The sequence below is a fragment of the Streptomyces qinglanensis genome, assembly GCF_900111245.1.
GTDB classification, from domain to species: Bacteria; Actinomycetota; Actinomycetes; order Streptomycetales; family Streptomycetaceae; genus Streptomyces; species Streptomyces qinglanensis.
Genome location: NZ_FOGO01000005.1, coordinates 289,425 through 303,890 on the forward strand (window position 1 = coordinate 289,425; position 14,466 = coordinate 303,890).

The 14,466-nt window shown below is 73.9% G+C and carries 13 protein-coding genes; 3 read left to right on the forward strand and 10 right to left on the reverse strand.

The features are described 5' to 3' along the window. Positions 1–57: 57 nt before the first annotated feature. Positions 58–1,206 (forward strand): macrolide family glycosyltransferase, encoded by a 1,149-nt coding sequence (locus BMX65_RS13790; protein WP_019355396.1) that lies wholly within the window; start codon positions 58–60, stop codon positions 1,204–1,206. A gap of 92 nt (positions 1,207–1,298) precedes the next feature. Here the strand turns inward: BMX65_RS13790 and BMX65_RS13795 are convergent, their stop codons facing one another. The 10 genes from BMX65_RS13795 to BMX65_RS13835 all read right to left on the reverse strand — a co-directional run bounded on the left by BMX65_RS13795 (position 1,299) and on the right by BMX65_RS13835 (position 12,610). Next, positions 1,299–4,046 (reverse strand): glycoside hydrolase family 38 N-terminal domain-containing protein, encoded by a 2,748-nt coding sequence (locus tag BMX65_RS13795; RefSeq protein WP_075000535.1) that lies wholly within the window; start codon positions 4,044–4,046, stop codon positions 1,299–1,301. Continuing rightward, complete coding sequence (locus BMX65_RS13800; protein WP_075000536.1) at positions 4,043–5,227, reverse strand: Gfo/Idh/MocA family protein; 1,185 nt, start codon at positions 5,225–5,227, stop codon at positions 4,043–4,045. Before BMX65_RS13800 ends, BMX65_RS13795 begins: the two co-directional genes overlap by 4 nt. Then, positions 5,224–6,303, reverse strand: coding sequence for a sugar phosphate isomerase/epimerase family protein (locus BMX65_RS13805; protein WP_075000537.1), 1,080 nt, complete (start codon positions 6,301–6,303; stop codon positions 5,224–5,226). The genes BMX65_RS13800 and BMX65_RS13805 overlap by 4 nt, the downstream gene beginning before the upstream one ends. Positions 6,304–6,341: 38 nt before the next feature. Beyond that, positions 6,342–7,559, reverse strand: coding sequence for a CehA/McbA family metallohydrolase (locus BMX65_RS13810; RefSeq protein ID WP_075000538.1), 1,218 nt, complete (start codon positions 7,557–7,559; stop codon positions 6,342–6,344). Continuing rightward, positions 7,556–8,668 (reverse strand): ABC transporter ATP-binding protein, encoded by a 1,113-nt coding sequence (locus BMX65_RS13815; RefSeq protein WP_075000539.1) that lies wholly within the window; start codon positions 8,666–8,668, stop codon positions 7,556–7,558. The genes BMX65_RS13810 and BMX65_RS13815 overlap by 4 nt, the downstream gene beginning before the upstream one ends. After that, positions 8,668–9,504 (reverse strand): carbohydrate ABC transporter permease, encoded by an 837-nt coding sequence (locus BMX65_RS13820; protein ID WP_075000540.1) that lies wholly within the window; start codon positions 9,502–9,504, stop codon positions 8,668–8,670. The genes BMX65_RS13815 and BMX65_RS13820 overlap by 1 nt, the downstream gene beginning before the upstream one ends. Then, positions 9,501–10,526, reverse strand: a complete 1,026-nt coding sequence (locus tag BMX65_RS13825; protein WP_075000541.1) for a carbohydrate ABC transporter permease — start codon at positions 10,524–10,526, stop codon at positions 9,501–9,503. Before BMX65_RS13825 ends, BMX65_RS13820 begins: the two co-directional genes overlap by 4 nt. Then, positions 10,501–11,784 carry an extracellular solute-binding protein gene (locus BMX65_RS13830; RefSeq protein WP_239501862.1) on the reverse strand — a complete coding sequence of 428 codons (1,284 nt, stop codon included), beginning with the start codon at positions 11,782–11,784 and terminating at the stop codon, positions 10,501–10,503. The genes BMX65_RS13825 and BMX65_RS13830 overlap by 26 nt, the downstream gene beginning before the upstream one ends. A 283-nt stretch (positions 11,785–12,067) precedes the next feature. Continuing rightward, the gene (locus BMX65_RS32870; RefSeq protein ID WP_177214265.1) at positions 12,068–12,238 is read right to left on the reverse strand and encodes a hypothetical protein; all 171 of its coding nucleotides are present in this window, start codon (positions 12,236–12,238) and stop codon (positions 12,068–12,070) included. 15 nt (positions 12,239–12,253) lie between these two features. Then, the gene (locus BMX65_RS13835) at positions 12,254–12,610 is read right to left on the reverse strand and encodes a PRC-barrel domain-containing protein (protein WP_075000651.1); all 357 of its coding nucleotides are present in this window, start codon (positions 12,608–12,610) and stop codon (positions 12,254–12,256) included. Positions 12,611–13,213: 603 nt separating this feature from the next. Here BMX65_RS13835 and BMX65_RS13840 point away from each other — a divergent pair. After that, positions 13,214–13,645: a hypothetical protein gene (locus BMX65_RS13840; RefSeq protein ID WP_143081845.1), complete on the forward strand. Its 432-nt coding sequence runs from the start codon at positions 13,214–13,216 to the stop codon at positions 13,643–13,645. Positions 13,646–13,841: 196 nt separating this feature from the next. Beyond that, the gene (locus BMX65_RS13845; RefSeq protein WP_075000544.1) at positions 13,842–14,462 is read left to right on the forward strand and encodes a carbonic anhydrase; all 621 of its coding nucleotides are present in this window, start codon (positions 13,842–13,844) and stop codon (positions 14,460–14,462) included. Positions 14,463–14,466 lie beyond the last annotated feature (4 nt).

Consider the following 14,466-nt stretch of genomic DNA (forward strand, 5'->3'; position numbering starts at 1 on the left):
CCGCCGCAGATCTGAAGTGAGTGATCACCCTTGTCCCGTCGCCGTGCCCATATCGCGATGGTGGGCATCCCCGCCGTCAGCCACGTCCTGCCCAGCCTCGAGGTCATCCGCGAACTGGTGGCCCGCGGCCACCGCGTGACCTACGCCAACGACCCGGCGGTGGCCGCCATGACGGCGGCCACCGGAGCCGAACCGGTCGTCTGCACCTCCACGCTGCCGGTCGCCGACAACAACTGGCCGGAGGATCCCATCGCCGCGATGGACCTCTTCCTCGACAACGCCGTACAGGCGCTGCCCCGCCTGCAGGCCGCCTACCGCCATGATCCGGCGGACCTGTATCTGTACGACATCGGCGGCTACGCCGCCCGCGCGCTGGCCGAAGCGCAGAACCGGCCGCTGATGCAGCTCTCCCCGACCTTCGTGGCCTGGGACGGCTACGAGCAGGAGATCGGTGCACAGCTGCGCCGGTTGCCGGGCGCGGCAGCGCACCGGGCCAAGTTCGCCCGGTGGCTGGCCGGCTGCGGCGCCACCACCACCGATGTGGACGCCTTCGCCGGCTCGCCCCCGCGCGCCCTGGCGCTGATCACCCCGGCGATGCAGCCGCACGCCGACCGGGTCGACTCCCGCCGGGTGGATTTCGTCGGTCCCTGCTTCGACCCGGCCGCCTCCGCCGACCGGTGGACCCGGCCGGCGGACGCGGAGAGCGTGCTGCTGGTCTCCCTGGGCTCGGCCTGCACTCGGCGACCGGAGTTCTACCGCCGGTGCCTGGCGGCCTACGGCGACCTGCCCGGGTGGCATGTCGTCCTCCAGATCGGCAAGTACACCGACCCGCGGGAACTCGGCGCCGTCCCCGCCAACGTCGAGGTGCACCCCTGGGTGCCGCAGCGGGCGATCCTGGAGCAGGCGGACGCCTTCGTCACCCACGCCGGGATGGGCGGCTGCGGAGAAGGGCTGCTGGCGGGCGTCCCGATGATCGCGGTGCCGCAGGCCACCGACCAGTTCATGAACGCCGACCGGCTGGTGGAACTGGGCGTGGCCCGCCGGCTGGACACCCCGGAGGCGACCGCCGAGGCGCTGCGCACGGCGCTGCACGAACTGGTCACCGACCCGGAGGTCGCCCGCCGTTCGGCACTGCTGCGCGCGCAGGCACGGGCCGCGGGCGGCACCGCGCGCGCCGCCGACCTCGTCGAGGAGATGCTGGACTGATCCCGCCTGCGGCCGGGCACCGGGGTGCGCCCCGGTGCCCGGCCGCCCCCCCCGTCCCGGTGCCCCAGCCGTTCTGGGCGATCCGGGCGTCCTCAGCGCTCCAGCAGGAAGGTGGCGATCTCCCAGGGGCGCAGCCGCACGGCGACGGACTCGTCCGCCACGGACAGTTCGCCCTGCCCGACCGGCCGGCCGAGCAGATCGCAGCGCCGCGCGTACCGCAGCCCCGGCAGCGCGAGCCGGGCCGGCACCGGGTGCGGGACCTCGGCGACGACGCGGACCTCCAATCGCCCCTCCCGCTCCCGCACCGCGCTCAGCACCACGCCCTCACCGGCGAGGGACAGTCCCTGCCCCGCGGCGGGCAGCGGGGCGGCGGCGGGCGCGGTGCCGGGCAGCGCGGTGAAGGGATGCCGGAAGGACTCGGCGGCGGTGTGCACCCCCGACTCGTGCCACTCCCCCGGGTACGGCAGCACGCCGAACGTCACCGTCCGCGGCCCGCGGCACTGCGCCTGCGGGGTGGCGAACTCGCCGCCCGCGGGCTCGTCGCGCCACACATGGCGGTTGCGGGACATCATGCCGGTCGGCCGCAGCAGGGTCAGCGCCAGCTCGCGGCCCTCCGCCACCAGTTCGTACTCGGTGGCGTGCTCCAGCAGCACGGCCGCACCGCCCGCCGCGACGAAGGCGGCGGCGGGGAAGGTCGGCAGCGGCTCCTCGCCGAAGCCGCCCTCCGCGGTCAGGCCCCGCTCGACCACGGCGAACTGCCCCTCCGCGTGCGAGGTCCCGGCGCGGCGGGGCAGCGGGACGTGCAGCCGGACGCGGTGGTCCTCGCTGCGGTTGTCGAAGGAGACCCGCAGCCGCACGAAGGGTTCCCCGGCGCGCAGTTCGACGCGGGTGAGCACGGTCGTCGGCTCGGTGGCGGCGGTGCGGCCGTCGGCGGCGACGTCACCGGCCGCGGGCCAGGCGTAGCGGCGCTCGATCTCGTATGCGCCGAGCAGCGGGCCCTCGGCGAGGCGGCGGACGGCGACCTCGGTGGGCCGGTCCACCAGCACGTCGTGCCGGGGCGGGGCGTAGTTGTAGGTGTCGCCCAGGTCGCCACCGTCCACCACCCGGCCGACGCCGGTCAGTTCGACTCCGTCCGCGGTCCGCACCGTGCAGGTGCCGTCCTCGGCGGGCTCCACGGTGAGCAGGCCGTTGGTGAGCGTGCCGTCCGCCGCGCGCACCGGGTGGGCGGGCTCGGGCGCCGCGCCCGGTGCGGCGCGCACGGCCGCGTGGCCCAGGGCCGGTGCCGGCACTGCCGCGACGATCCGCTGCCGGGGCTCGGCCTCGATGACCACCCGCCAGTCGCCCTCCGGTCGCGCGGCGGACAGCGCGTCCCGGACCTCGGCGACGTCGAACCCGGCCTCGCTCCTGCGGGCGACGGTGAAGTGCAGCAGCCGCTCGGCGGGGTCGAGGTGCCAGGAGGTGATCTCCTGCCCGTACAGCTCGCTGCCGTGCACCCGTGCCAGCACGGTGGGCAGCCGGTCGGCCGGAACGGTGTCGTCGGCCAGCAGCGTGGCCGCGGTGGCCGTCCGCTGGGCGGGGAGGACGGTGCCGTCCGCGGCCGCCAGGTGCACGGGGCCGTCGCCCGCCACGTCCAGCTCCACCAGGTCGGTGCGGGGCGCGGGCGTCGGGTTGAGCAGCAGATGCGCATCGTGCGGGACCTGCGCGGTCAGCCGCTTGCCCACCATGTCCCGGACAGCCAGGCCGAGTTGCTCGGCCTCGGCGATGCGTGCCGCGACCTGCTGCGCGGTCTCGTCGCAGCCGCAGCCGGTGACGGAGTCGTGGCAGGAGACTTCGATCAGGCGGTGCCAGGCCATCTCCAGGAAGCGCTGTGCCGGGTCGTCGAGCCACAGCGCGGCCAGCGGTTCGGCGTACCGCTCCACGGCGCGTTCGGCGCGGGCCATGGCCTGCTTGAGCGGGACGCGCGCCGAGAGGACGCCGGGCAGGATGTTGGCCCGCGCATGGCTGCGCAGTTCGCCGTGCACGACCCGCAGTCCCGCCGTGCCGGTGGGCTGTGCCGCGAAGTACTCGGCCATGGTCGCCAGCCGCAGCCGGACTCCGCCCTCGGCCGGCTGCCGCTTGTTGTGCCGCTCCAGCAGATCGGCCAGGTCGGCTGCGGGCGCGGTGTGGTCCGAGCCGTACATCGCCAGCATCGGGGAACCGTCCGGGCGCCAGGCCCGGAGCGCTTCGGCGACGGCACCGGCGCGTTCGGCGACCCGTGCCGGGTCGTCGAACAGGCCCGCCGCACTGCCGTATCCGCCCGCGGCCAGATACTCGGTGCGGACGGCTGTGCCGTCGGGCGCGGTCCAGGCGAAGACGTGGCTGTCCACGGATTCCGGGACGCCGCGCCACACGCAGGCGTGTTCGAGCCCGGCTCCGCGCAGGATCTGCGGCATCTGGGCGCAGTGCCCGAACATGTCGGGCAGATAGCCGACCGGTAGCGAACCGCCCAGCTCCTGGCTGCGGCGCAGGCCGAGTTCGAGGTTGCGGACGATGTTCTCGCCGGAGCAGAGGAACTCGTCCAGCAGGATCTGCCACGGTCCTACGGCCAGCCGGCCCGCGGCGACCAGCGCCGCCAACTGCTCGCGCCGGTCGGGCCGGACCTCCAGATAGTCGTCCACCGCGACGGCCTGCCCGTCGAGGGTGAAGCGCTGGCGCGGGTCGTTGTCCATGCGCTCCAGCACCTCGTCCAGCAGCCCGATGAGCTGGAGGCGGAACTGCTGGAAGGGCAGGTACCACTCGCGGTCCCAGTGGGTGTGCGGCACGATGACGAGTTCGTCCGTGCGCTGCCGTGTGACGCTCATGCGGTTGCTGCCTCTCCTTCGCAGGGGAGCCGGTGGTGGTCCGCGTACGCCGTGACGGCGCGCTGCGCGGTGGTCAGGTCCTGCAGCGCGCCCTCGGTGCCGGTGCGCGGCGGGGTGCCCTCGGTGACCATCGCGTGGAAGGCGGCCAGCTCCTCCTCGAACGCCTCGGTCACCGAGCGGTGTTCGGCGCGCCGCTCGGCGGGCGGCCCCTCGCCCGGGGCTGTGGTGGTCTCGGTCAGCACGGTCGGTGCGTTCATCAGATAGGGCGAGGGGAAGGCCAGTTCGAGGGTGCCGCTCTCGTGGTGGACGGCGAAGGTCTCCCGGTAGGCGGCGTGCCCGGGCAGGAAGTGCCAGCGGACCGCGTAGCGGGCGCCGCCGGGCAGCCGCCCCGACAGTTCGACGGAGCCGGGACCTTCGGCGGAGGCACCCCACATGGCGGCCAGGTCGACGGTCTCGGGGGCGCCGACCGCGGTCCGCAGCAGCGACAGGTCGTGGCTGATGGAGCCGATGACGATGTGGTAGAGCGAGCGCATTTCCGGGGTGGCGCCGCTGCCGAGCGCCGCGTCGGTCAGTGCGTCGTCGCGCGCCGTGAGCGCGGCCAGTTCCGCCGCGTCCACGTCGCCGCCGGGTGCGGGCAGCCGGGCGAAGGCGAGCTGGTCGGGTCCGGTGGGGTGCAGTACGCACACCTCGGCGGACCGGACGCGGGAGGGCCCGCCGGCGTCCGCGAGCAGCGCCGCCAGCCTCCGGGTGGCCGGATCGTACTGCTTCATGTAGCCGACCATCAGCCGCGGGCCGCGCCGCTGGGCGCGTTCGGCGTCGGCGATGCGGGCGGCCTCGGCCCGGGTGAAGGCCAGCGGCTTCTCGCACAGGACGGCGTGCCCGGCGCGCAGCGCGGCCTCGGCGGCCGGACCGTGCGAGCCGGAGGTCAGCAGCACGACGGCGTCGAATCCGCCGTCGGCGAGCAGTGCTTCGGTGCTCGTGTGCCGGTGCTCGGGCGGTACGCCGTATCTGTCCCCGAGCTCCGCGAGGGCGCTCGGGGACAGGTCGCACAGCGCGGTGATCTCGAACAGCTCGCGGCGCCGCTCCAGCAGCGGCAGATGCGCGGTGCGTGCGATGGCCCCGAGCCCGGCGACGGCGATGCGCAGTCGCCGGCCGGCGGACGTGGAGGTGGCGGGGGTCATGGGTGCGGCCTTTCCTGACAGAGCGGTTCGGACGGTGTCCCGCGCGGTCCCGCGGGTGGCGGATCGCGCAGCAGGCCGCGGAGCAGGGCGCTGTTCGCCTTCTGCTGCGCGGCGATGCGGCCCTGGTCCGGGTCGGCTTCCCGGCCATGGGCCTGGTCCGGACTCCGGCCCGGGACCTGGTCCTGGTCGTGTTCCTGGGGAGGGGCGTCCTGCTCGACGACCAGCCAGCCGCCGTAGCCCGCCGCCTGCAGGGCCGCCAGGACGGCGGGGAGGTCGATGTCGCCCTCGCCCAGCGCGGGGAAACCGCCGGCGGCGACCACCGCCCAGAGGTCCCCGCCGGCGCGGCGGACCCGTTCGTGCACGGCGCGGTCCGCGTCCTTGAGGTGCACCTGGCGGATCCGGGGTCCGAACTCGGCCACCGCGGCCACCGGATCGCCGCCCGCCAGCCACCAGTGCCCGGTGTCCAGGCACAGCGAGACATCGGTGCGGGAGAGCAGCAGGCGGGTCTCCTCGGGGGTTTCCACCGCGGTGCCCAGATGCGGGTGGAAGACCGGCTCCAGCCCCCGCTCCCGGCACCGGTCCGCGGCCCGCTGCACATCCGCGGCGAAGTCCTCCCGCTCCTGGTCCGGACGGACCGAACGGCCTGGATGGCCTGGACGGCCTGGATGGTCCGGGGCGTCCGGCCGCTGCCGGTCCGGGCCGTAGGGCACGCCCGGGGCCGCGAAGCGCTCCGGGTCGGCGGGGCAGGCCAGGGTGGGGCGTGGCGCGAAGAGCGCGTCGTCGACCGGGACGGCGGTGAAGGCGTCCAGGGCCCGGTCGAGGGCGCGCAGGTCGGCGGCGAACGCGGCAGGCTCCGCGCCGTAGCGCAGATCGGCCCAGCCGCCCGCGAGCGAGAGGCCGTGCCGGGCGAGGCGGCGGGCCAGTGCCTCTCCTTCGCCGAGGTAGCCGAGCGGGCCGCTGTCGGTCCCCTGGTAGCCGTGGTCGCGGAAGGCGGCCAGCAGACGGTCCGGCGGGAGCGGGTGGTCGGGGCGGTAGATCCCGTACGAGACGGGGGCGTTGGCGACACGGACGCGCATGGATCCCTTTCGTCGCGCCGGGTGGGCGCCCGAACGGTTCAGCTGCACAGGGCCACCACCTCGCAGGTGTGCGTCTCCAGCCGGTGGAGCCCGTCGGCGGCCGGCAGCCGGACGGTGTCGCCGCGCACCACGGTGCGCCGCCCGTCGGGCCGCACCAGTACGGTGCCGTCGGCGTCGAGGGCGAGCAGTTCGTCCCCGTACCGCAGCAGCACGGCGGCGCCGGGACCGGCCGAGACGGCGGTGCGGCCCGCCGCGAGACCGGCCAGGACGTCACCGTCCGGGCACAGCACCCAGGTGGTCGGGGCGCCGAGGGGGCGGCCCTGCTCGGGGCGGTGGAAGTCGCTGCCGCCGAGCGGGACGACCTCTTCGCGCCAGGCCCGCGCCCAGGCGAGGGGTGCCGAGTGCCGCCGGTCGGTCCAGGTGTGGTGCCAGAGTTCGGCGTGCCGGGGCCGCCGTGCGGCGAAGGGGAGCTCCCAGCCGCAGTCGTCGGCCAGCGGGTGGTTGACGGACAGGACGCCGCCCGCGGCCTCGGCCTGCTCCAACCACTCCCCGGCGGGGCGGCGGAAGTCGATCCACCCGGTGTCGCCGAACACGTTGGCGTGCCCGAGGTCGGTGGTGACCTCCTGGCCGGGCAGCAGCCGGATGCCCTGCCGGCGGGCGACGGCCGGCAGCCAGGGGTGGTGGCTGACGGTGTTGTGGTCGGTGACGGCGAGGAAGTCCAGACCCTCGGCGGCCGCGGCGCGGACCAGCTCGTCCGGGGTGAGGGAGCCGTCGCTGTGCACCGTGTGCGCGTGCAGGTCGCCGGCCAGCCACTCGGCGCCGTCCAGCCGGGGGACGCCACGCCGCGGGCGCCGGTCCCCCGGCAGGTGCGGGGGCGGAGTGGCGGCCGGCGGCGCCGCGGGTGCCCGGGTGCCGAGCCGGGCCCGCACCGTCCAGGGCAGGCCCTGGGGCGGGATGCGGTGCAGCCGCAGCAGGACCTGCCAGGTCCCGGGCTCCAGCGGACCGGGCAGATAGCCGGGGGTGGCCCACTCCTCGGTGACGGTGAAGGCGTCGCGGGCGCCGCCCGACCAGCCGCGGAACTCCCCGTGCGGGCCGAGGAGTCCCAGGTCGAGCACGCCTGCGGCGCGCGGGTAGGCGAGGGTCGCGGTGAGCGCACCGGTACCGCCGGGCACCTCGACCGGGACCGTGCGGAGGACGTCCTGGGCGCGCTGCTCCATCGTCCAGGTGCCGTGCCGGATCTGTTCGCGTACGGTCATGACAGCGGGGCCGCGGCGGTTCCGGCTTCCGCGCGGGCCGCGAGGAGGTCTCCGTCCCGGTACAGCAGCGCCCGGTCCGCACGGGGTGCGGCCCAGCCCCGGGTGCCGGGCGCCGGCTCGTGCTCCTCGGGGACGACGACCTGCACGCTGCTGCCGTCCTCGGGCTCCAGGGTGACCAACTGGGCGCTGCCGAGGTTCTCCACGACCGAGACGGTGCCGCTCACCGCACCGTCCGCCGCGCTGTCGGACCAGCTCAGGTACTCGGGACGGATGCCGTAGACGACCTCTTCGCCCGCCTCGGCCAGCGGGGCGGCCTCGTCGGGCACCGGCAGCTCGCCGCCCGCCACCCGCACGGTCCCGTCCCCGGTGACCCGGCCCGGCAGCAGGTTCATGGGGGTCGATCCGATGAACGAGGCCACGAAGGTGCTGGCGGGCCGGCGGAAGACCTCGGTGGGGGTGCCCACCTGGCGCAGTTCGCCGCCCTCCATCACCGCGAGGCGGTCGGCCATGGCCAGCGCTTCGGCCTGGTCGTGGGTGACGAAGACGGTGGTCACGCCCAGTTCCCGCTGGAGCTTCTTGAGGAAGGTGCGGGCCTCCAGGCGCATCCGCGCGTCCAGGTTGGACAGCGGCTCGTCGAAGAGGAAGACCTGCGGATGGCAGGCCATGGCGCGGGCCAGCGCGGCCCGTTGCTGCTGGCCGCCGGAGAGCTGGCCCGGCCGGCGCTCCGAGAGGTGGCCGAGGCCGAGTTCCTCGGCGGTCCGCCGGGCCTTGGCGGCGCGTTCCGCCCTGCCCACCTTCTTGATCTTCAGCGGGTAGCCGATGTTCTCCTCGACGGTCATGTGCGGGAAGAGGGCGTAGTCCTGGAAGACCATGGCGATGTCCCGGTCGCCCGGCTGCAGTTCCGTGACGTCGCGCGCGCCGATCCGGACGGTGCCGCCGCTGGCGGCCTCCAGTCCCGCGACGGTGCGCAGCAGCGTGGACTTGCCGCAGCCGGAAGGGCCCAGGAGGGCGAAGAACTCGCCGTCCCGGACGGTCAGGTCCAGATCGTGCAGGGCCCGCACGCCACCGGGGTAGACCTTGGCGAGCCGGTCGAGGGTGATGTCTGCCATCAGGCCTTGATCCCTCCGTGGAAGCGGAAGCCGTAGCGGCGGCTGACGAAGAGGAACATCAGCACGACCGGCAGCGAGTAGAGCAGGGAGAAGGTGGAGATCAGCGCGAGGTCGGGCTGGCCGCCCTCGGTGTAGAAGGTGTACATGACCACCGCGGCGGGCGACTTGTCCGGCGAGCGCAGCAGCAGGAACGGGATGAGGAAGTTGCCCCACACCTGGGCTACCGTCCAGACCCCGACCGTGGCGAGTCCGGGCCGGACCACCGGCACGACGATGTCCTTCATGACGCGCAGCGGGGAGGCGCCGAAGACCCGTGCCGACTCCTCGTAGGAGCGCGGCGTGGTGTCCATGAAGTCCTTGAGGATGAAGATCGCCGCGGGCAGGAGACCGCCGGTGAGGACGAGGACGACCCCGAGGTAGGAGTCGACCAGGTCGAGTTCGGCGGCGAGCAGGAAGATCGGCACCATCGCCGCGGTGCCGGTGACGATGGAGGAGAGCAGCAGCAGCGCGTACAGCAGCCCGTCCCGGCCGCGGATGTGCACCCGGCTGAGCGCGTAGGCGGCCAGCGCGGAGAGTCCGACGACCAGTACGGCGCTGCCGCCGGCCAGGATCAGCGAACTGGCCAGCGAGTCGACGGCGTTGGGGTTGTTCCAGAGCCGTTCGAAGTTGGCGAGGGTGAAGTCGGGCAGCGAGACGGTGATGCCCGGGTGCTTGTCGAAGGGGGCGCTGGCCAGCCACAGCATGGGCAGCGCGAAGAACGCGAGGGTGAGGGCGACCAGGAGGTAGACGCCGACGCCGCGCAGCAGTGCGGCGGCGGGGTTCGCCGGGGTTCTCACGCTGACTCCTCCAGTTCGCTGCCGCGGGCGCCTTCGGCGGATCGTCCGCGTGCGGTCCGGGTCTTCTTCTTCCGGTTCTTCTGGCCGAGCAGCCGCAGGTAGATCACCGCCACCACCAGGTTGATCAGCAGCATCAGGAACGAGAGCGCAGCACCGTAGCCCAGCTCTCCGCTGCCGAGCGCCGTCTTGTAGATGTGCACGGGCAGCGTCTCGGTCTTCCCGTCGGGGCCACCGGCCGTGATGAGGAACGGGGTGAAGTCGTTGAACGTCCACAGGCTGATCAGCAGCAGGTTCGTCAGGATGTGGCCGCGGATGCGTGGGAAGACGACGTCGCGCAGTTGCTGGAATCCGCTCGCCCCGGCCAGCCGCGCGGTCTCCAGGTGGGAGGCGGGCACGTTCCCGAGGGCCGCGCTGTAGAGCATCATCGAGAAGGCGCTGCCGCGCCAGATGTTGTAGACGATGATCGACAGCATCGGGTGGTCGAGCAGCCAGGCGGCGCCGGGCGTGCGGAGCAGTTCGTTGAGGGTGCCGCCGTCCCGGTCGAGGAAGGCGATCCACAGGAAGGCCACGACCGAACTGGGCAGGATCCAGGCGAGCATCACCAGCGCTTCGAGCGTCGTCCTGAGCCATCCGCTGCGCTCGCGCATCCACCAGGCGAGCGCGAAGCCGAGTCCGGCCTGGCCGATGACGGCGGAGCCGAGGACGAAGAGCAGGGTGAGGCGGAGCGAGTGCAGGAAGCTCTCGTCGCCCAGCGCCTTGGTGATGTTGTCGAATCCGACGAAGCTGGGGTCGATGGCGGGGATTCCGGTCAGCCGGTAGTCGGTGGCGCCCAGGTAGAGCGTCCAGACGGCGGGCAGCACCAGGAACAGGGCGACCAGCACCAGCGCCGGCGCGACGAAGGCGGCGGCCCGGCGCCGGCCGAGTCCGGCCGCGTCCCGCTCGGGCTCCCGGCCCTCCGCGTTCCCCGGGCCGCGGTCCGCCGCCGGAGCGGCCTGTTCAGCCGATGATGTGGTCGCTGCCACCGAGCACCTCCTCCAGTTCCTTGCGGTAGCCCTGTGCGACGTGGTCGGGCTCCCGGCCCGCCACCACCCGGGCCGTCGCCTCCTGGAGCGCGAGGGAGACGGCGGTGTAGGCGGCGAGCGGGGGCCGGAAGCTGGTGACGGGCAGTGCCTTGTCGGCGCAGAACCGGAGCATGGGGTCCTTCTCCAGGACCGTGTCGTTGACGTCGTCCCGCTCGGTGATCATGGCGGCGTCCCCGAGCCGTGCCCGCAGCGCGCGGGCCGAGTGCAGCGCGGTCAGCAGGGCGAACGCCTGGCGGGGATGGCGGGTGTTCGGGTTGAGCACGTGCACGGCGCCGCCGGACAGGCTGACATGGTCCCGGCCCCCGATGCCCTCGTGCCGCGCGCGGGCGGGCACCAGGGCATAGCCGACATCGTTGTCACGCTGCTTCATGGGGGCCGTCCCGGTCCCGGGGGAGATCACGTCCCGCCAGAAGTAGTCGCCCTCGGCCAGGATGCCCAGCCTGCCCTCGGCGAACTGCTCGAAGGACTTGTCCCGGCCCTTGGCCTCCTGCTGGAGCCGCGGGTCGCCCAGCCCGTGCCGGTAGACGTCACGGTAGAAGCCGAGCACGGCACGGAGCTCCGGGGTGTCGCCGTACCAGCGGTCCCCCTTGGCGATCCGGCCGCCGGCCCCGGTGAGCAGCGGGAGCACGCCCTGCATGGTGGTGGCCTCGCCCATCGCGGTGCCCGCGTTGATCTGGAGCGGGGTGACACCGTCGAGGCGCTTGAGCGTGCGGGCCGCGTCGAGGATGTCCTGCCAACTGGCCGGCTGCCAGTCGGCGGGGAGTCCCGCCCTGCGGAAGAGCGGTTTGTGGAAGTAGAGGACCCGCGCGTCGGTGCCCGCGGGTATGCCGTAGAGCTTTCCCTCGAAACGGGCCAGAGAGCGCACCTTCGGGCTGATCTGCCGCCAGCCGGACCAGTCGGCCACGCCGGACCCGGCCACCTCGTGCAGCGGTCTGATGTACTCGGCCTGCGCGAACTCGCCCAGCCAGATGCCGTCCAGCGCCATCACGTCCGGCCCCGCCTGCGCCTTCAGGTCGAGGGCCAGTTTGGTCTTGTACTGCTCGTCGTCCACACCGCTGGGCTGGAACTCCACCCGTACGTCGACGCCTTCGGCGCGCTGCTGGGCGACGAAGCGGGGTATGACCCAGCGTTCGATCCACTCGGCCTCGTCGGCGTTCTTGCCGCCCGCGACGGCGTTGGTGGCGACGCTGAGCGCCATTGCGCCGTCCCCGCCCTCGCCTCCGCGTGGATCGAGCGGGCTCCCGCAGCCTGCGAGTGCCGCCGAGCCAGCTCCGAGGACGGCGGCGGTCAGCGCGGTTCTCCGCGCGACAACTCCCATCCGGGCCCCTCCTTGCGTCCTTGCGCCAGAGATCGTGCCCGGAAGAGTGGCACGGTGCCCGGATGACGTAAAGAGCTGTTGTCCTTACATTTACATCACGGACACAGCACCCGACCGGCCGCCACGAAGGGGCAGTTCGGCCGGCCGCCGCAGCGGGGGCGGTTCAGCGCGGAGAGCGCCGGTTGGCCCCGGCGGTGATGCGCCAGGCCGCGTACAGAAAGGCGATCAGCGCCACGAAGATGCCGATGACCAGCAAGTAGAACAGTCCTTCGACGATGGAGCCGAAGACTCCCAGCAGGATCGCCACCGCGACCAGGAACAGGAACAGCAGCATCGCGACCTCCCCGTCTCAGCGGCGCGCGAGGCGGCGCTCGCCACCCGCACCCGGGGTGTACTCGATCTCGTAGTGGGCGAAGACGGAGGGCTCGTCCCCGGCCGGCAGCACGTCGTCCGTCCCGATGGACGGGGCGTCCTTGACCTGGCTCCGGGGATACCGGACCTTCAGATACCCCGGCCCCACGGTGGCCCCTGCCAGCGGGACGAAGACCAGCCGGTGCCGGGTGGGCACACCGACGGTCACGGTGGCGAAGGAGGGCTGGTCGGTGGCCGTGTCCACGTACACCGACTCCAGCGGGCCGATCTTGCTGCCGCCCGCGTCCACCACGTCGTGCCCGCGCCACTCCCGGATGTCGTCCGGCTCGAACATCTCTTCCTCCATGTCGGGGGCCTGCTTCCATGGTGGCACCGGAACCCCCGGCGCTCGCGGCAGCGCGCCGGGAGCGCACGCAGCCCATGGGGCCACGGAGGGTGACGACGGGCCGCGCCGCCGCGGCAGCCGCGGCGGCGCGGCCGGGACCCCGGAGGCCGGCCCGCCCGGACCGACCGGGCTCGGCACCCCCGCTCGGCGCCACACGACCGGCGGACGGCCGGACGGGCAGCCGCGGGTGAGGTCCACGCGGGCCCCGGCGGAGAGGGAGCCGGGGCGAGGATCGGGCCGAGGAGGGCCCGGCGGCAGCGCACGAGACGGCGTCGCCGCGCATCGGACACCCCGCGGGAGACCGCCGATCGCAATCGCGTAGCCACGACCCCGGCGCCGCCCCGCGACACACCCGCTGCCGGGCGGCGCCAGGGACAGATGCACCGGTAAGAACGCGAAAGTTCGAGTTTCAATCGTACGAGCGAATACCGTCGGCGCTCAATTCCCGCCGTTGCGGCTGAAAACCAGCGGACCGAAGCAGCAACCTCCGGATCTCCCAGGCGAGTTCACCTATCGTTCACCTTTGACGTGCGGGTTCGTCACGCCCTGTGGGTGACGATGGAATCGGCCCAGCTCGGAGCAGTGGACCGGAGGACGACGATGCGACGCCATGTGACCGCCGCCAAGGCGTGCCTCTCGGCCCTCGTCCTGCTCCTGTCCGTCCTGCTGGCCGCCGAAGGCACCGGCGCCCTCCTCTCCGCGGCGAGCGGACCGCCGGCACCTGCCGCCGCGACCGCCGAGGACGTCTCCCCCTCCGCCGGGCACGAGACCGAGCACGGGGCAGCCGCCTGCCACCCGCGCCGCACCGTCCGGCCCCCGGGCGCACCGCCGGCCCCCGGTGAGCGGCCGCCGCACGCGTGCGCCCCGCCGCTCGGCCCTCCGGCCGCCGCGGGACCGGCCGCGCTGCCCGGGAACGGCAGCGCCGGTATGCCGTGGCGCAGATCCGTCGAGGTCCCCGTACTGCACCAGGTGCTGCTGCACTGATACCGGCTGCGGCGCCCGCCCGCCGGTACCGTCCGTGACGGACCGGTACGCGGTGCGCACCGCCGCGGGGCACGGCCCCCGCCGACTTCCGTACGCAGAGTCCCCGCGCCGCGATCCGCACGCGGCCCCGGCACCCGGCCCGGGCGGGAGGGCTCCGTACGCCGATCCCGTACGCACCTGAACGCAAGGTAACCTGATGCGCTCTCTCATCCCGTATGCACGCTCCTTCTCCGCACGGATCAGCGACCGCGACGACGACCGCGAGAGCTACGGCAGGCTGGCGCAGGGCCAGTCCCCCGAAGCCCTCTTCATCTCCTGCTCCGACTCGCGGGTGCAGCCTGCCGTGTTCACCGGCGCCCGCCCCGGACAGCTCTTCGAACTGCGCACCGCGGGCAACGCCGTACCGCCCTGCTCCGGAGCCGGACACCCCAGCGGCGAGTCGGCCACCATCGAGTACGCGGTCCGGGTCCTGGAGGTGCCCGAGATCGTGGTGTGCGGGCACTCGCACTGCGGCGCGGTCGGCGCCCTGGTGCGCGGCGAGGACCTGGCGGCCGTGCCGGCCGTGCACGGCTGGCTGACCGCCCAACTGCAGCCCTCCGCCGAGCTCGCTCCCGACGACGAGGCGCGCACGCAACCCGACGTGGCCGCCGCCGTGCAACGCCATGTCCGCGCCCAGTTGGCCCGGCTGCGCGACCATCCCTGCGTCGCCGAGCGCGAGGCCGCCGGGCTGCTCCGGCTGCGCGGCTGGTTCTACAGCATCGACACCGGTCTGATACTCCAACTCGACACGCGTCTCGACGCGTTCCTCCCGCTGTGAGAGG